The 17,150-nt window shown below is 68.4% G+C and carries 17 protein-coding genes; 9 read left to right on the forward strand and 8 right to left on the reverse strand.

Annotated features, from left to right (window positions below):
* Nucleotides 1–37: 37 nt before the first annotated feature.
* Entirely contained in the window at nt 38–1,402 is a 1,365-nt protein-coding gene (locus OG326_RS13365; RefSeq protein ID WP_442790956.1) for a M16 family metallopeptidase, read from the forward strand.
* A gap of 439 nt (nt 1,403–1,841) precedes the next feature.
* Here OG326_RS13365 and OG326_RS13370 read toward each other — a convergent pair whose 3' ends face one another.
* A complete protein-coding gene (locus OG326_RS13370) occupies nt 1,842–2,441 on the reverse strand; it encodes a TetR/AcrR family transcriptional regulator (protein ID WP_327144950.1) in 600 nt (199 codons plus the stop codon).
* Between the two features lie 90 nt (nt 2,442–2,531).
* Here OG326_RS13370 and OG326_RS13375 point away from each other — a divergent pair, with 90 nt between their 5' ends.
* Nucleotides 2,532–3,965, forward strand: a complete 1,434-nt coding sequence (locus tag OG326_RS13375; protein ID WP_327144951.1) for a VWA domain-containing protein — start codon at nt 2,532–2,534, stop codon at nt 3,963–3,965.
* A 14-nt stretch (nt 3,966–3,979) separates the two neighbouring features.
* On the opposite strand, the gene OG326_RS13380 is transcribed toward OG326_RS13375, so the two are convergent.
* Complete coding sequence (locus OG326_RS13380; RefSeq protein ID WP_327144952.1) at nt 3,980–4,486, reverse strand: GNAT family N-acetyltransferase; 507 nt, start codon at nt 4,484–4,486, stop codon at nt 3,980–3,982.
* Between the two features lie 32 nt (nt 4,487–4,518).
* On the reverse strand, nt 4,519–4,842 hold the full coding sequence (locus tag OG326_RS13385; protein ID WP_327144953.1) for an ArsR/SmtB family transcription factor: 324 nt from the start codon (nt 4,840–4,842) through the stop codon (nt 4,519–4,521).
* A 92-nt stretch (nt 4,843–4,934) separates the two neighbouring features.
* Here OG326_RS13385 and OG326_RS13390 point away from each other — a divergent pair, with 92 nt between their 5' ends.
* The 4 genes from OG326_RS13390 to OG326_RS13405 all read left to right on the forward strand — a co-directional run bounded on the left by OG326_RS13390 (nt 4,935) and on the right by OG326_RS13405 (nt 9,738).
* Nucleotides 4,935–6,137, forward strand: coding sequence for an MFS transporter (locus tag OG326_RS13390; RefSeq protein WP_327144954.1), 1,203 nt, complete (start codon nt 4,935–4,937; stop codon nt 6,135–6,137).
* A gap of 161 nt (nt 6,138–6,298) precedes the next feature.
* A complete protein-coding gene (locus tag OG326_RS13395) occupies nt 6,299–7,372 on the forward strand; it encodes a carboxymuconolactone decarboxylase family protein (RefSeq protein ID WP_327144955.1) in 1,074 nt (357 codons plus the stop codon).
* A 122-nt stretch (nt 7,373–7,494) separates the two neighbouring features.
* Nucleotides 7,495–8,910 (forward strand): pentapeptide repeat-containing protein, encoded by a 1,416-nt coding sequence (locus tag OG326_RS13400; RefSeq protein WP_327144956.1) that lies wholly within the window; start codon nt 7,495–7,497, stop codon nt 8,908–8,910.
* Between the two features lie 81 nt (nt 8,911–8,991).
* A complete protein-coding gene (locus OG326_RS13405; RefSeq protein ID WP_327144957.1) occupies nt 8,992–9,738 on the forward strand; it encodes a hypothetical protein in 747 nt (248 codons plus the stop codon).
* Between the two features lie 49 nt (nt 9,739–9,787).
* Here OG326_RS13405 and OG326_RS13410 read toward each other — a convergent pair whose 3' ends face one another.
* A complete protein-coding gene (locus OG326_RS13410; protein ID WP_327144958.1) occupies nt 9,788–10,444 on the reverse strand; it encodes a class I SAM-dependent methyltransferase in 657 nt (218 codons plus the stop codon).
* Between the two features lie 98 nt (nt 10,445–10,542).
* On the opposite strand from OG326_RS13410, the gene OG326_RS13415 reads away from it, so the two are divergent.
* The 3 genes from OG326_RS13415 (at nt 10,543) to OG326_RS13425 (ending at nt 13,025) form a co-directional block, all read left to right on the forward strand.
* Complete coding sequence (locus tag OG326_RS13415; RefSeq protein ID WP_327144959.1) at nt 10,543–11,658, forward strand: alcohol dehydrogenase catalytic domain-containing protein; 1,116 nt, start codon at nt 10,543–10,545, stop codon at nt 11,656–11,658.
* A 117-nt stretch (nt 11,659–11,775) separates the two neighbouring features.
* On the forward strand, nt 11,776–12,531 hold the full coding sequence (dapB, locus tag OG326_RS13420; RefSeq protein ID WP_442790957.1) for a 4-hydroxy-tetrahydrodipicolinate reductase: 756 nt from the start codon (nt 11,776–11,778) through the stop codon (nt 12,529–12,531).
* Nucleotides 12,528–13,025: a hypothetical protein gene (locus tag OG326_RS13425; RefSeq protein WP_327144960.1), complete on the forward strand. Its 498-nt coding sequence runs from the start codon at nt 12,528–12,530 to the stop codon at nt 13,023–13,025. The genes dapB and OG326_RS13425 overlap by 4 nt, the downstream gene beginning before the upstream one ends.
* Before the next feature lie 224 nt (nt 13,026–13,249).
* Here the strand turns inward: OG326_RS13425 and puuE are convergent, their stop codons facing one another.
* The 4 genes from puuE to OG326_RS13445 are packed head-to-tail and all read right to left on the reverse strand — an operon-like array spanning nt 13,250 to nt 17,149.
* Complete coding sequence (gene puuE, locus OG326_RS13430) at nt 13,250–14,167, reverse strand: allantoinase PuuE (protein WP_327144961.1); 918 nt, start codon at nt 14,165–14,167, stop codon at nt 13,250–13,252.
* The gene (alc, locus tag OG326_RS13435) at nt 14,164–15,195 is read right to left on the reverse strand and encodes an allantoicase (RefSeq protein ID WP_327144962.1); all 1,032 of its coding nucleotides are present in this window, start codon (nt 15,193–15,195) and stop codon (nt 14,164–14,166) included. Before alc ends, puuE begins: the two co-directional genes overlap by 4 nt.
* Complete coding sequence (locus tag OG326_RS13440) at nt 15,192–16,406, reverse strand: DUF6986 family protein (RefSeq protein ID WP_327144963.1); 1,215 nt, start codon at nt 16,404–16,406, stop codon at nt 15,192–15,194. Before OG326_RS13440 ends, alc begins: the two co-directional genes overlap by 4 nt.
* The gene (locus OG326_RS13445) at nt 16,403–17,149 is read right to left on the reverse strand and encodes an aspartate/glutamate racemase family protein (RefSeq protein ID WP_327144964.1); all 747 of its coding nucleotides are present in this window, start codon (nt 17,147–17,149) and stop codon (nt 16,403–16,405) included. The genes OG326_RS13440 and OG326_RS13445 overlap by 4 nt, the downstream gene beginning before the upstream one ends.
* Nucleotide 17,150: the final 1 nt, after the last annotated feature.

The following is a 17,150-nucleotide window of genomic DNA, read 5'->3' on the forward strand; positions in this document are numbered from 1 at the left end:
GAACACAGCTGAAACGTTGCACTTCGGGTTGGGAATGATGGGTCGGAAGAAGGACACTCCACTGTCGGGTAAGAGTTCTGCACTGGTTCTCTCCACGTCCGAAGCGCCGTACGCCGATACCGGTGTGCGCAAAACCGTGCTGCCCGGCGGGCTACGCATCGTCACCGAGCATGTGCCCGGTGTGCGCAGCGCCTCCATCGGCGTATGGGTCGGCGTCGGCTCGCGCGATGAGGGCTCGACGGTCGCCGGAGCCGCGCACTTCCTCGAGCATCTGCTCTTCAAGGCCACGCCCACCCGCTCGGCGCTGGATATCGCGCAGGCCATGGATGCTGTCGGCGGCGAACTGAACGCGTTCACCGCCAAGGAGCAGACCTGCTACTACGCGCACGTCATCGACGAGGATCTGCCCATGGCGGTGGATCTGGTGTCGGACGTCGTGCTCAACGGGCTGTGCCGCGCCGAGGATGTCGCCGTCGAGCGGCAGGTGGTGCTCGAAGAGATCTGCATGCGCGATGACGATCCCGAGGATATGGTCGGCGACGCCTTCCTGACCGCGCTCTTCGGTGACCATCCCATCGGCCGTCCGGTGATCGGCAGTATCGAGAGCATCGAGAGCATGCAGGCCCCGCAGCTGCGTGGTTTCCATCAGCGGCGCTATCGGCCCGACCAGATGGTGGTCGCGGTGGCCGGCAATATCGAGCACGAGCACACCGTCGAACTGGTGCACCGCGCTTTCGCGGGCCGGCTCGATCCGGTCCGCGAACCCGCACCGCGACGCGAGGGCAAATTCCGCCCGCGCACCAGTCCCGAGTTGATTCGCATCCACCGGGACAGCGAGCAGGCGCACCTGGTCTTCGGTACCCGCGCCTTCGGCCGGCACGAGGGCGACAAGCGCTGGCCGCTGTCGATCCTCAATACCGTGCTCGGCGGTGGCCTCAGTTCCCGTCTGTTCCAGCGGATTCGGGAGGAACGCGGTCTGGCGTACTCGGTGTACTCCAGCGTCGACACCTTCGCCGATACCGGCGCCTTCTCGGTGTACATCGGCTGCCAGCCCGAAAACCTGGGCCAGGTGGCGAGTCTCGCCCGCGGTGTGCTGGAAGAGGTTGCGGCGGACGGCATTACCGATGCCGAGTGCGCCCGCGCCAAGGGCTCGCTGCGCGGCGGTCTGGTGCTGGGCCTGGAGGATTCCGGCTCCCGCATGAACCGCATCGGCCGCAGTGAACTCAGCTACGGCAACCACCGCAGCGTCTCCGAAACCCTCGCCCGCATCGACGAGGTCACCACCGACGAGGTCTCCCGCATAGCGGCCACCCTGCTCTCGCGCCCCATCGGCGCCTCGGTAGCAGGCCCCTACCGCCGCACCCGCGACCTCCCCGCCGTCGTCCGCCGCCTCGTCGACTGACCTGTCGCACAGCCCTTCTCCGACCCCGCAGCTCGTATAAGCGCTGTGCGGTTCGGAGGAGCGCTGTGCCGTCGGCGAACGCCCTCATCTCCGCGCCGCGCAGCTCCTGTCCGCGCCGCGCAGCTGGGGTAAGTGCTGTGCGGTTCGGAGGAGCGCTGTGCCGTCGGCGAACGCCCTCATCTTCGCGCCGCGCAGCTTGTGTCGGTGCCGCGCAGCTTGTGTAAGTGCTGTGCGACTCGGATAAGGGCTGTGCCGCTGGCGAACCGCTGTGCCGTGCTGTGCGGTCGGCGGATCGCGCTCATCTTCGCGCCGCGCAGCTGGTGTCGGTGCCGCGCAGTTCGTGTGAGTGCTGTGCGAGTGGGAGAAGGGCTGTGCTGCTGGCGAACCGCTGTGCCGTCGACTCGGGCTGGCGGGGGCGCGGGGAGGCTGGGCTGGTGGTTCAGGCGGGATGGCCGTCGGCGGTCGGGCGGTGCGCTTCGAGGAGCATGCGGGCCATTTTTTTCGCGCGGCGGGCGGCGAGCAGATCGCCCTCGGCGGCGGCGATGATCGCGCCCTTCATGAGGATGTGCAAACTGCGGGCGAAATCGTCGACATCGGTCAGGCCCGCACGTTCGGCGCGGTGGCGGACTATATCGCGGATGCGTTGCAGGTGTTCGGCGCCCGCCCGGCCCAGGGGATGGTCCGCGCCCATTTCGAGCAGCACATTGATGAAGGTGCAGGCGTCGAAATCATCGTCGGCGAACCATTCGTCGAAGACGTCGAAGATCGCCAGTAGCTGCTGTTCCGGTGTGCTGCCCCGGCGCCGGGATTGTTCTTCGATGAGCCCGAACGTCCACAGCCGTTCCCGGCGCTGCATGACCGCGGTGATCAGGTCGGCAGTGGTCGGAAAGAGCTGTTGCAGTTCGGGATACGTGATTCCGGCGCCGGCCGCGATGACATGGACGTCGAGGGCCCGCACGCCGTGGCGGGTGACCTGGTCGTAGGCGAGTACCACGATGCGATCACGAACGCTGACAATCGAATTGTCCGCGATTGTCATCTCTGCAGCCTACGCGCGGGAACCGGCCCCGCCTATGCGCAATCTTCCGCTCGGTGTTGCGATTGCTGTGCGGCGGGCACACTGGTGCGCGTGACGAATCTCAGCAAAGGGTCCAATGTGCCGGTCGCTGCCAATGCTGTTCGCGCCGTGCTGGCCTGGGCGGGCGGACCGGGGGTGCCCGGGGTCGACGCGTCGGCGCTCCTGCTGACCGCGGCGGGGCGGGTGCGCTCGGATGTGGATTTCGTCTTCTACAACCAGCCGCAGCATCCCGGTGGCGCGGTGCGGCATCTGGGCAAGCGCGGCGACTTCGATGCGCTGGAGGTGAATCTGACTGCGGTCGAGGGGGATATCGAACGCATCGCGGTCTGTGCCTCCGCCGACGGCGGAACCTTCGGGCAGGTGCCCGGATTGCAGCTGCGCCTGATCGATGCCGCGAGCGATGCGGAGATCGCGCACTTCGATATCGCGGCGGGCCCGGAGACGGCCATGTGGTGCGGGGAACTGTATCGCCGCGCCGGGGCCTGGAAGTTCCGGGCGGTGGGCCAGGGCTGGTCCAGTGGATTGGCCGGGCTGGCAACGGATTTCGGCATCACGGTCGAGAAGGAGCCCGCACCGCAGGTCATCGCGACCGCGCCGCCGAATCTGCCGCCGCCCGCTGCGCCCCTGCCGCCGCCCGCGTATGCCGCACCCGCCGCCCGGCCCTTCTCGGCGCCCGCTGCGCCCCTCCCGTCCGCTGTCGCGCAGCCCGGTATCCGGCTGACCAAGGGTGAGGAGCGCCTGCCCGTCGATATGCGTAAGCGCCTGTCGCTGCGCAAGGAGCAGGTGGCGGTCAGTCTCGCCAAGCGCGGAATCTCCGGCCTCACAGCACGTGTCGTGCTGGTGCTGGACGCCTCCGGCTCCATGACCCCGCTCTATGACAAGCAGCTGGTGCATCGCGTGGTGGAGCGCATGGCCGCGGTCGCCGCGCAGCTGGACGACAATGGCGATATGCAGGCCTGGACCTTCGCCAGCACCCCGGCCCGCCTGCCGGATCTGGTTATCGCCGATATGCCGCAATGGATTTCGCTGCATGTGCGCTGCGGCAAGCTCTCCCTGTTCGGCAATCGCAAACCGCCCCGTGATCTGCGGCCCGGCCAGATCGATATGCGCACCGTCGGCATCCAGAACGAGGAGCAGAAGGTGATCGCCGAGGTCCGCTCCTATATCCGCGCCACACCGCTGCCCGTGCCCACCCTGGTGCTCTTCTTCTCCGACGGCGGCGTCTACAAGAACAACGAGATCGAGCAGGAACTCCGCGCCGCCGTCGAGGAACCCATCTTCTGGCAGTTCGTCGGCCTCGGCACCCGTTCCGGCTACGGCGTCCTAGAACGCCTCGACACCATGGCGGGCCGCCGCGTCGACAATGTCGGCTTCTTCGCCGTCGACGATATGGACCAGATCACCGATCCGGAACTCTACGACCGCCTGCTCTCGGAATTCCCCGCCTGGATCGGCGAGGCCACCCGGGCCGGCATCCTCCGCTGATCCGATCGACCCGGCTACAGCTCCCGGCGCATCACAATGCGCGGCCAGCGATTCAAGCCCAGTTCGGCCTCGTTGGCGCGGATCTTGCGCAGGCCGGGGGTGAGCTCGTCCTCTTCCACCTCGTGGAAGCCGATGCGCGCGTAATACGGTGCGTTCCAAGGGACTTCGGTGAAGGTGGTGAGGGTGAGGGCGGACAGGCCCACGGCGCGGGCGTGTTCGGCGGCGGTGTCGATGAGCATGGCCCCGATGCGACGGCGTGCGGCGTTCGGATGCACCGAGACCTGGCCGATGTGCTCGGTATCGTCGACCTCTTCGCTGATGAGGTAGGCGATCGGGGTGTCGCTGTCGTCGACGGCGACCCAGGCCCGGCCGTCGCGCCGATGCTCCTCGAGGACCTCGATCGCGGGTGGGTCGTCATCGGCGACCTCGATCATGCCCAGTTCCCGGAACGGTTCGCCGGTCGCGTCCTCGATGTCCTGCAGGATATGGAGATCGTCGATCGTCGCGGCACGAATGCGCATTCGTAAACGCTATCGCACCATGTCGCCCGAGGTCAGTCGGACAGGCGGTTCGCCGCGCTCAGGACCGCGTCCAGCAGTCCGGGCAGTTCCGCGTCGACCTCGGCCAGGCGCAAGCGCTGACAGGTCTGGCCGTCGATGGTGAGGCGTTCGGTGAGTCCGGCCAGGCGCAGGATCTTGAAGTGGTGGGCGGCGGTCGACTTGCTGATCGCGTCGTAGAGCGCGGTGCAGCGCAGCGGCTCGTTGGCATTGCCCAGCCGGCGCACCATTTCGAGACGGACCGGGTCCTGCAGCGCGACGAGGACGGCCGGCAGCGGTGCTATCGGGGCCACCGCGGGCGTGTCGTAAGTGTCGGGCATGAAATACCTCACTCGGGAACTGGTTTGACGATCATCGAACCAGGCGTATGGTCAGGTTCGATAGTAATCGAACTTACCTGATGGAGGGTGTGATGGCAGCGACAGCGACGGTTGCGGCTCCAGTGGAGCAGGGCAGCCAGACCTGGGCCTACGCGCTCATACTTGCCGCCGGCGGGGTAGCGCTCGGGGTATCGGGCGCGCCCGCGCCGCTCTATGGCATGTATCAGCAGGCGTGGCATTTCTCGCCGCTCACTACGACATTCGTCTTCGCCGTCTATGCCGTCGCCGCCCTGGTCGCGGTGCTCGTGTCCGGCCGCATCTCCGATGTGGTGGGCCGGAAGCCGGTGCTGCTGGGCGCATTCGCCCTCATGATCATCGGCCTGGTGGTCTTCCTGTTCGCGGACAATGTGGCCATGCTGCTGGTGGCGCGGGCGCTGCACGGCTTCGCGGTCGGCGCGACCGTGGTGGCAGGCGCGGCGGCGCTGCTGGATATGCGGCCCACCGCGGGCGCACGCTCCGGACAGCTGACCGGGGTGGCCTTCAATGTCGGGATGGCAGTGGCGATTCTGGGTTCGGCGCTGCTCGCGCAGTACGCGCCGTATCCGCTGCGCACGCCGTACGTGGTGATCACGGTGGCCTGCTTGGCCATCGGCACGGGCGTGCTCGCCCTGCGTGAGCCGCACACCGCGCGTATCGCGGGGCGTATCACCATCGCCCGGCCGGCCGTGCCCGCCGAGATTCGCAGCGACTTCTGGTTCTCCGCACTCGGTGTGATGGCGGCCTGGTCGGTGCTCGGCGTGCTGCTGTCGCTGTATCCCTCACTGGCCTCGGCCAAGACCGGCATTCACAATCTGGTCTTCGGTGGTGCGGTGGTGGCCTCGACGGCCCTCGCCGGCGCCGGAGCGCAGTACTTCGCGGGTGGAATCCCCGCTCGCCGCGCGGCGATCATCGGCGATATCGGCATGGCGGTCGCACTGCTGCTGACCATTCCGGCGCTGAACACCCATAACTGGGTGCTGGTGCTGGCGGCCGGATTCCTGCTCGGCGGCACCTTCGGTCTCGGCTTCGGCGGTTCGCTGCGGCATCTGTCCAGCGTTGTGCCGCACCACAAGCGGGGCGAGACCATGTCGGCGTACTACCTGCTCGCCTATTCGGCCATGGCACTGCCGACCGTGGTCGCGGGCTGGGCGGCGACCACCTGGGGTCTGACCACGGTGTTCCCGTGGTTCGTCGTCGCGGTGGCGGTGGCCTGCCTGACGGCCGCCGGGCTGGGTATGCGGCCGCGCACGGCCTGAGCGCGTCCCGAAGAGACATCCCCATGGCCCGTCCGGCGAACTGCCGGGCGGGCCATGGTGCTTTCGTTCGGCAGTAATCCCCTAGAATCGAAACAAGGTCTGTCTGAGACGATTTAGACTCGCGGTAATCACGCCGCACGCAGGGGCAGACGGGGGGAGTCATGGCAATCGAAAACACCGGTGAGATCGCGAAACCGCTACGCATCGTGGGCAATCGATGGCGAGTGCCCTCGGGCCGCCGGGTCGCTCCCGTGCCCGGCGTGCCCGCGAGATCGGCGACCCTGGGCAATCTCGGCAGCCTGATTCGGCAGCCGATACCGCTGGCCCTGGTCGCGCTGGCCGGATACAGCGGTCTGCTGCACCGTGATTCACTCCGCGGCATCGACCGTGAACTGGTCATTCTGCGTACCACCTGGAATGTCGGCGGCTACTTCCCGTACGCCGCGCATGTGCCCGTCACCCGCCTGCTGCGGGGCGGACGCGATGCGCAGCAGGCGATTCAGCGCGGCCCCGAGGATGCGGCGTGGCGGCCGCGCGAGGCCGCCCTGCTCCGGGTGGTCGACGATCTGCGGCACACCCTGGGTATTACGCCCGAGACCCGGGCCGAGGCCGAGCGGCATCTCTCCGAGCGGCAGCTCATGGAGATCGCCGCGATCAGCACGCTGTACGAGACAGTGGCCATGACCTTCGGCAGCGTCGGCTTCCGAATGCCCGGTGCGGTAGGACGATTCGTGCGGGGCGAACCGATTCCGGAGGTGGGCGCGCAGTGGCCGCCGGGATTGCGCCGCCCCCGAGCCGCCCGGGTCCGCACCGCCTCCTGGGCGCCCGAGGACGCCTCGGTGACCCAGGCTCTACGGCGGCACCCGCGGCTGGCGAAGGCGCTGCGGCTGTTCGCGCGGCATGCACCCCGATTCGGTGTGCTCGACCCGGTCGATCGGGATTTCGCGGTGGCCGCCGTCGCGCAGCTGATGGACTCTCGGCCGCTGCCGCAGGAGTCGATTCCGCGCCTGGCCGCGCTCGGATCACTCGTCTACGAACTGCACGAGGAGTGCTTCGCGACCGATGAAACCTGGACCGCCGCAGCGGAATACCTCACCGATCGCGAGCTGATCGATGTCTGCGTCCTGGTGGGCGGGTTGCGCATGCACTATCTGGTGGCCCGGGCGGCCGCCCCGGCCGATCGCGCCCCGGCCCGGGGCCTCGATGACGCCGCCGCTCAGGCGCGGATCAGCTGAACCGGATTTCCGGTCCGGGTCTCGAAAGAGCCTGCCGGAGATCAGGAATCCGGGCTTGCCGTGCGTTGTGCGGGCGTGATCGCTATCCTTCCGCTATGCGGTGGTGGGGGAGGTTCGGGGGAGTGTTGAACCGGGCGGTGCACAGGTCGGCCCTCTTGCTGTCGGTGGTGTTCGCGGTCGTGGGTGGACTGGCCATCGCGGCGCTCACCTGGTGGGTGATGTGGGCGCTGCTGGGCGCCAAGGCGGAGACGCCGAATCAGGTGGACCTCACCAAGATCGCGCTCTCGGTGACGGCGGGCGTGGGCGGCGCGGTGGCGCTGGTGGTCGCCTATCGGCGGCAGCGCGACAATGAGCGCGGCAGGTTCGCCGAGGTGTTCGGCGCCGCGGCCACCCAGTTGGGCAATCCCGATGTGGCGGTGCGACTGGCCGGTGTCTACGCCATGGCCGGTGTCGCGGACGAGTTCTCGGCCCGCGGGCGGCGGCAGCAGTGCGTCGATGTGCTCTGTGGATATCTGCGCCTGCCGTACGCGCCGGATGAGGGCGCCAGCCATCTGGTCTCCAAATCCCAGCGCATCGAGGATGCCGGGACGGCGGTCGAGCGGGTGTACCACTACCGGCAGAACGATCGCCAGGTCCGCGAAACCATTGTCCGGGTGATCACCGAACATCTGCGGACCTCCGCCGAAGTATCCTGGTCCGCTTGCGATTTCGACTTCTCCGATGCCGCCTTCGAGAACGCCGACTTCCGCTACACCGTCTTCGCCGGGCGCAATACCCGCTTCAGCAATGCCATGTTCACCGGCGGCCGCGCCACCAGCTTCGAGAAGGCCGCCTTCCTCGGCAAACGAGTCACCTTCCGCGGGGCCATGTTCCGCGGCGCCACCACCTCCTTCGATCACGCCCGCTTCAGCCATGCGCGCGTGGCTCGCAGTGAACGCGGCAGTACCGGAACCACTTTCATCGATGCCACCTTCGGTGGACCGGTCAGCTTCGACGGCGCGGAGTTCGGCGGTGCGCGCACCGCGTTCACGCGCGCCAAGTTCGCCGGTGAGCGCAGCGGTTTCGCCAATGCCACGTTCACCGCCGAGCTGACCTCCTTCGAGCGCGCCATCTTCGACGGCGATCGGGTGGCCTTCACCGGCGCCGAATTCTTCGGCAGCAGACTGGTTTTCACCTCCGCCCGCTTCTACTCCGAGGCCACCTCCTTCGATTGCGCCCATCTCGGCGGCAGTACCCGCTGGCGGTCCGGCCGCACCCAGGAGGTGAACTTCTCCCGCGCCGAGTACCACGGCAAGGTGTCCTTCGCCGATGCGGTGTTCGGCGGGCGCTCGGCGGTTTTCACCGGCGGTGACTTCTTCGGGGAGATCTCCTTCCGGCGCGCGGTCTTCGATGCCAGACAGGTCAGCTTCGAGCGCCCGAAGGCCTGGGTCGGCGTGAACTTCGACTGGAACGAGACGCCCGCCACCAAACCCGCCAATGTCCTGCCCGAGCAGTGGCCGCCGGCCCCGGCGGAGAACCTGCCGGAGCGCACCGCCTAGCGCGACCGTTCACCGATTTGTCGGATTGCCCTCGTATCGTCCCGTGCGATAGCTTGCAGCGGTAACGAGTAGGGGATCGTAGTGGGGACGCTGGGCGTTCATTGGGTTGTCGTCGAAGTGGCAGTGGCACTGCTGTTCTCGGCCGCGATCGGGGGTTTTCTGGTCATCAGGGGCAAACGCGCACTGGTGCTGGTGACCCTTGCACTGGGCATATCCGGCTGGCTGGCCTTGGCCGCGGGCGTGCAACCCGGTGTGGCGGTGCTGATGGGGGACACCGTCGCCGGTACCGCCGTGGCGCCCCCGCCCGGCCTGGTCCCGGCGGGCTCGACGGCGCCCACGACCAGTCCCAAACCCGTTGCCCCGGACCCGATGTCGCTGCTGAAACCGGGTGATTGCGTCGAGGTTCCCATGGAGGCCGCGACCGATGCCTCCGGCGCCCCGACCTGGAAACCCGGTTCGCCCGATCCCGCCGACTGCGCCTCGCTCGACGCCAACTACCGCGTCCTGCAGACCGGTCCACAACCCTGTACGGGTTCGCTGTTCAAACTCGAGACCAGTCGCAAGGATCGCTCCGGAAAGCAGCTCTACCACCTCTGCCTGGCCTTCGACTGGCGCGTCGGAGTCTGTTACGACACAGCGCATATGGACGAGCCGTCGAAGGTCGACTGCGGCACGCCCGGCGATCACATCGTGCAGGCCACCGCGGTGCTGGAGGACTCCACCAGCGGTGCGGACTGCCCCCGCGACGGCAAGGGCGCGGTGTGGGTGGTCTGGGACAAGCGCCGGATGACCGTGTGCTTCCGCGGCGGCGACGATCCGGGCAAGTGACGTGCGGGTCCTGGTGCGACCGCGATGGCTCGCACCGGACCCGGCCCGATCACACCCGGCGCGCGATGGTGATGACGTCCGGGATGAGCCAGGACGGCAGGGGACGCGAGACCTTGCGCTGGTCCTGCAGTTCGAAGCCCGCGTCCTCCAGCAGCTTCCGGACTTCCCGGGGCGACGGCGCGTGCGCGGGGAACAGGGGACTGCGGGTGAGGCGCTGGATCGGGCGGGCGGTGGGCGCCGACGGGTGCATGGTGGCAATGGCGACCAGGCCGCCGGGAGACAGCACCCGATGGAATTCGCGCAGCGCCACCGGATGGTCGAAGAAGTGGAAAGCGCTGGTGGAGACCACCGCATCCACTTCGCCGTCGCCGAGCGGGAGATGTTCGGCGGCGGCGTGCCGCCAGTGCACCACGGCGGACCGGGCGCGGGCCTGCTCCAGCATGCCGGTCGAGGCGTCCACGCCGTAGGTCACCTCCGGATGCAGTTCGCGCGCGATGCGAGAGGTGAGAATTCCGGTGCCGCAACCGATATCGGCGATCCGGCGGGATCCGGCGGCCCGCAGCTCGGAAACCACCTGGTCCTGCGGCGGGCGATAGACCGCCTGCTGCAGTGCCGCGGTGTCGTAGGCGCGGGCGACATTGCCGAAGAACCCGGTCACCACCCGGTTGAGGGCGCGGTTGCCCGTGGTGAGGGAAGTGCTGTTCATATGTGCTCCTAGTCCGGTACTCATCGAAGCAGATTTCGAACTGTCTGGGAAGGTTTGGCGAGCTGTGCGGGCAGGTGGGGTGGAGTAGCGTCGGGCGCATGAGGATTCGCGGAGCTGTCCTGGAACGAATCGGGGCATCGGTCCCCTTTGCGGAGTCGAAACCGATTACGGTGAGCGAACTCGACCTGGGTGAACCCGGGCCCGGCGAATTGCTGGTGCGGATCGAGGCGGCCGGACTGTGCCACTCGGATCTGTCGGTGGTGGACGGAAACCGGGTGCGCCCGGTGCCCATGCTGCTCGGGCACGAGGCTGCCGGCCGGGTCGAGGCGGTCGGCCCGGGCGAGAGCGATATCGCCGTCGGGCAGCGGGTGGTCATGACCTTCCTGCCGCGCTGCGGTGAATGCTCCGGCTGCGCCACCGAGGGCCGTACCCCGTGTCTGCCCGGCAGTATGGCCAATAATTCCGGCGAACTCATGAACGGCGGCCGGCGGCTGCTGCGCGACGGTGAGCCCGTGCACCATCACCTCGGGGTATCGGCCTTCGCCACCCATGCCGTGGTGGACCGGCACTCGGTGGTGCCGGTGGACGACGATGTGCCCGCGGACGTCGCGGCCGTCCTCGGCTGCGCGGTGCTGACCGGCGGTGGGGCACTGCTGAATTCGGCGCAGCCGACACCGGCGGATCGCATCATGGTGGTCGGGCTCGGCGGCGTCGGCATGGCGGCCGTCCTGGTCGCGGCCGCACTGCGGGAGGGCACCGGCCGCGATGTGATCGCCGTCGACACCGTGCCGGAGAAATTGAAGATCGCCCTGGAACTCGGTGCGACGGCGGCCTATACGCCGCAGGAAATCGCCGATCAGCACATCCAGGCCGAAGTGGTGATCGAGGCCGCCGGCAATGTGCGGGCCTTCGAAACGGCCGTCGCCGCCACCGCCACCGGCGGCAAAACCGTCACCGTGGGCCTGCCCGCGCCCGATGCGATGGCCAGCATCTCGCCGCTGGGCCTGGTGGCACAGGGCCGCACCATTATCGGCAGCTACCTGGGTTCGGCGGTCCCGGCCCGCGATATCCCCGAGTACGTCCGCATGTGGCGTGAGGGCAAGCTTCCGGTCGAACGCCTGGTCTCCTCCCGCATCCGGCTGGAGGACATCAATGCGGGCATGGACGAGCTGGCCGCGGGCCATGCCCTGCGACAGGTGATCGTCTTCGACTGATACGGCGACCAGGCGCTCGGGCACCCGTCACGGGGGTGCCATTGTGCCGTGCGGCGACCCGATAGGCTCAGGCGAGACCCGTCGGGGTCGTCCAGGCGAAGTATGTGAGGAGACGTGGTGACCACGAACCGGATCCGGGTGGGTGTACTCGGAGCGCGCGGCAAGGTCGGGCAGGCGATCTGCGCGGGTGTCGAGGCGGCCGCCGATCTGGAGCTCGTGGCCCAGGTCGACAAGGACGACGCCCTGGAGACCTTCACCGCCGCCGGCGCCGAGGTCGTGGTCGACTTCACCAGCCCCGGCGTCGTGATGCCGAACCTGAAGTGGCTGGTGGAGAACGGCATTCACGCCGTGGTCGGGACCACCGGATTCGATGCCGAGCGACTCGGGCAGGTGCGTGACTGGCTTGCCGCCAAGCCCGAGGTCGGCGTGCTCATCGCCCCGAACTTCGCCATCGGCGCGGTGCTGTCCATGCGCTTCGCCGAGCAGGCGGCCCGCTGGTTCGACTCCGTCGAGGTCATCGAACTGCACCACCCGAACAAGCTGGACGCGCCGTCCGGCACCGCCTACCGGACCGCGGGCATCATTGCCGCAGCCCGGGAGAAGGCCGGTGTCGGCCGCAGCCCCGATGCCACCGTCGACGAGCTTGAGGGTGCGCGCGGCGCGGATGTGGACGGCGTGCGCGTGCACTCGGTGCGCCTGGCCGGTCTGGTCGCGCACCAGGAGGTGCTCTTCGGCACCCAGGGTGAGACCCTCACCATTCGCCACGACTCCATGGACCGCACCTCCTTCGTCCCCGGAGTACTGCTCGGAGTGCGCAAGACCCCGCTGCGCCCCGGCCTGACCGTGGGCATCGACCCGCTGCTGGACCTGTGAGCACCACACCGGAGAACAACACCCGCGAGGTCGGCAAGCGGGTCGCCTTCATCGCGGCTCTCGTGCTGGTCCTCGGGTTCTACTTCATCCTGCTGGGCCGGATCGCGGTCAGCCTCATCACCTCGGGCTCCATCCCCGCCGCGATTCTCGGCGTCGGCGTCTTCCTGCTGCCGCTGCTCGGCGTGTGGGTGGTCGCCTCCAGCGTCCGCGCCGCCTTCGCCCACCAGCACCTGGCCCGCCGCATCCACGCCGAGGGTCTGGAACTGGACACCTCCGACCTCCCGCACCGCCCCTCCGGCCGCCTGGAACGCGCCGCGGCGGACCAGCTCTTCGAGCAGGTCAAAACGGAATGGGAAGCCGACCCCGACAACTGGCGCAGCAACTACCGTGCCGCCCGCGCCTACGACTACGCCGGCGACCGCACCCGCGCCCGCGAAGTCATGCGCCGCGCAGTCGAATTGGAACGCCAGGAACGCACCACGCAGACCGGCTGAGCCCGCCGGGCCGGCAGCCACTCATTCGGACCCAGCAGCCCAGTCCTTCAGGCGCAGCGGCCCCGGTCATTTCGGACCCAGCGGCCCCGTGATCCCGGCATGCTTGTGGCCGGGATCCAGACTCGCAGTGGCCCAGCGAATTTCGGCCGATCCCCGCAACGACGACGGTGGCCCGGAACCGTACGGTTCCGGGCCACACTCATCTCTCATTCACGGCGCACCGATCAGCGCGCCGGATGCACCTTGCGCCAGTGGTCGGCGATATCGATGCGGCGGGTGAGCCAGACGTTGTCGTGGGACTGCACGTAGTCCAGGAAGCGCTCCAGAGACTTTGCGCGGGCGGGCTTTCCGGCAATGCGGCAGTGCAGGCCGACCGACAGCATCTTCGGTGCGCCCGCTTCGCCTTCGGCGTAGAGCACGTCGAAGGCGTCGCGGAGGTAGGCGAAGAACTCGTCACCGTTGGCGAAACCAGCGGGGGAGGAGAAGCGCATGTCATTGGTTTCGAGGGTGTACGGGATGACCAGCTGATCGTGGTCGCCCACCGTGACCCAGTACGGCAGGTCATCGGCGTAGGAATCGGAGTCGTAGGCGAAACCGCCGTGCTCGACGACCAGTTCGCGGGTCTGGGGTGAATCGCGACCGGTGTACCACCCCTGGGGCGGCGCACCGAAGAGACGGGTGATGATGCTGACCGCCTCCTTCATATGCGCACGCTCGATCTCCGGATCGACCGACTGGTACGAGATCCAGCGCAGCCCGTGGCAGGCGATCTCGTGGCCGAGTCGCTGGAAGGCCGCGACCGCCTCCGGATTGCGCTCCAGCGCCCGCGCCACCCCGAAAATGGTCAGCGGAATATCGCGCTGCTCGAACATGCGCAGCACCCGCCAGAGTCCGGCGCGCGAGCCGTACTCGTAGATGGATTCCATCGACAGGTGCCGGTTCGGGAACGACTGTGCCGGAACGATATCCGAGAGGAAGGTCTCCGACCCCTCGTCGCCGTCGAGCACATTGTTCTCGCCGCCCTCCTCGTAATTGAGGACGAAATTGACCGCGATATGCGCATTGCCGGGCCACTGCGGATGCGGCGGGTTCGGGCCGTAGCCGACCATATCCCGGGGGTAGTCCGAATCGAAGGCGCTCATGCGTTGTTCTCCTGCTCCGCCGCCAGCCGCGCCCGCGCGGCCTCGGTGAGGTTGCCGTACAGGCGAAGTCGCGCGAGTCCGCCGTCGGGGAAGGCGTCCAGCCGCACCTCGACCACCGCATCGTCCGAATCGATGGCGAACCGGTGCCGGGTATCGGGCCGGATCACGGTGCGCGGCAACAACTCCACCTCGGAGCCGTCGGCGCGAATTCCGGTGAGCGCGGCCGCCCCCGGACTGTTGAACAGGAAGTACGAGGTGTCGATCTCGGCCATGGTGAGCACGCCCTCGCCCGCCAGCCGCACCTGCACCCAGTCGTTGTCCTTATCGCGGCGGCGCGCGGTCTCCCAGCCGCCGCCCATGGACTGCGCCCGACCGGGCAGCAGCACATTCTGCGGATGCGAATAGAAGCGATTGGAGCAATCCGCCACCAGGCCACCGTTTTCCAGCGCCGCCAGATCGAACGGACCAGTATCCAGCCAGCGTAGATCGGGCGTGGCCACACCGTGCACCCGCAGCCGGGCCACACCGCCGTCCGGGAACATGCGCAGGCGCACATGGGTGAACCGGCGCTTCGAATCGACGGGGAAGGGGTTGCGGCTGTCACCGCCGACCGCGCTGCGCTGAACAATGGAGGTCCAGCCGTCCAGCGCGGCAATCTCCTCGGCGGACGGATAACCCTGCACCGCAATGGCTTCCACCGAAACCTCGGGCGGGTAATTGCCCTTGAACCAGGCGGTGTCGACCACGATGCCCGCGATCACACCGGGCACGCCCAGTCGCACGATGGCGGTATCGCAGTCATCGGGTTCCGGGGCATCCCCGGCCTCGTCGCGCCGCCGCCGGGTCTCCCAGCCGTCGTACACCTGGCCCTTGTGACCGAAGGTGGCGGGCTGATAGGTGGAATCCTCCGGCCGGACCAGATTCTCCTTCTCCGCGAAGGATTCGTCATTGGCCCAGATCACCGCACCGCCGAGGGAGCGGACGGCCAGATCGGGCAGGAGGGTGAAATCAGTCGTATCTGCGGTCATAGCGAGGGCATTTTCCTTTCGCGCAACTGATGTAGAACATCGACGGTGGCGGCCGGTATCAGCGCCGTCACTTCGTCGGGATCGAAAGCGCCGCAATCCAATCCGCGCAGCACCACGGTCGCGAGGGCCTGGGCGGTGGCGGGTTCGTCGACCACCGCGCCGCCCTGACGATCCAGATAGCGGCCGATGCGCGGCGCGGCGACCTCGAGTGCGGTGCGGTAGAAGGCGAAGGTGGCCAGCCAGCGGGTGGCCAGATGCCCGGCGCCCATATCCCAGCCCTGGTAGTACCCGCGTTCGAGCGAGCGGGTGACCAGGCGGTAGTGCCGGGCCAGGGCCGCGCGCACCTCGTCATCGGTGCCCATCGGCAGTACCTGGGTGGAGCCGTCGCACACCCAGACGCCGGTCTGCGCGGCCGCGGCCTGCATGACCGCCTTCGCGTGATCGGCCACCGGATGCTCCAGCGACTGGAACTGCGGGGCGATACCGCAGGCGGCGCTGTAATCGTATGTGCCGTAGTGCAATCCGGTGCAGCGCCCGGCCGAGCGATGAATGGCCTGCGCCACCGTCGCGGTGCCGTCGGCGGCGATCACGGCCTGCGGACTCTCGATCTGCAGCTCGAACTTCAGCGACTGCTCGGGCAGCCCGTGCGCGGATTCGATTGCCTGACACAGCAGTACGGCCGCCTCGGCCTGATCGGCCGAGCGGATCTTCGGAATGGTGAAGACGAATCCGGCCGGCACCCCGCTCGCGCCCTCGAGCACCTTCTCCAGAGTGCGCACGGCGCGCGCCCATTCGAGCGTGGTGAGGCCCTTCATGCGAATACCGCGCGAGACCACCTCGGCGGGCAGGGCGGCGAGCACCGCCCCGGCGCGCAGCGCGTCGCGATCCTCCACCTCATCACCGCGGGTGCCGTACCCGTCCTCGAAATCCAGGCGCAGATCCTGGATCGGGCGCCGGCGCAGCGCGGTGAGCGCCCGCGACAGCACCTCCTCACCGGCCAGTTCGGTCAGCACCGCACTGTGCTTCCCGGCCAGTTCGACGGCCGTCGCACCCCATTCGCGCGGGAGCTCGGGGGTGGCATCGGCCGCGCTCACATAGACGGTGTGGATCGGCTGACCCGCCCGATCGCCCGGATATCGCTGTGCCAACTCGGAATCGACGGCCTGCAGGCGGCTCTCGATATCGCCCAGTACATACGGGGGCAGGGTCACGAACGCGCCTCCTCGGCATCGGTGGAGAATCCGGCCAGCAGGCCGGTGTAGTGCTTGGGCAGCGGGGTCGCGTACTCCCCGCGCCCGGATTTACGCAGTCCCATGGTGACCAGCGACTGCACGGTCAGCGTGGCCGCGGCGACACCGTCGATCACCGGCACCCCGACCTCGCGGGTCAGGTATTCGCACAGATCCGCCATGCCCGCGCAGCCCAGCACGATGGCATCGGAATTGTCCGTGTGCACGGCCTCCCGGCAGGCATCGACGATCACCGTGCGGGCCTTGGGGTCCTCCAGCTCCAGCACCGGAATCTCGCAGGCGTGGATGCCGAGGCAGAACCGCTGCATGCCGTAGCGTTCGGCCAGCTCCGCGGCCCGGCCGGAGGTGCGGGCCAGGGTGGTCACCACGCTGAAGCCGCGCCCGAGATGGCTCGCGGCCTGCATGGCGGCCTCGGCAATGCCGATCACCGGCCCGCGGGCCAGCTCGCGCGCCGCGTCGAGGCCGGGATCGCCGAAGCAGGAGATCACATAGCCGTCCACGCCCTCGGTCTCGCCGCGGGCGATCTCGGTGAGCAGGCCGGGGATGGAAAGCGCCTCGTCGTAATGGCTTTCGATGGAGGCCGGACCCATGGCGGGGGTAATGCCCTCGACCAGGGTCCCGGGTGCGGCCACCGCGCGGGCGGCGGCCGCGGCCAGATCGGTCATGGCCACGGTGGTATTGGGATTGATGACTCGAATTCGCATG

Source organism: Nocardia sp. NBC_01327 (genome assembly GCF_035958815.1).
Classification (GTDB): Bacteria; Actinomycetota; Actinomycetes; order Mycobacteriales; family Mycobacteriaceae; genus Nocardia.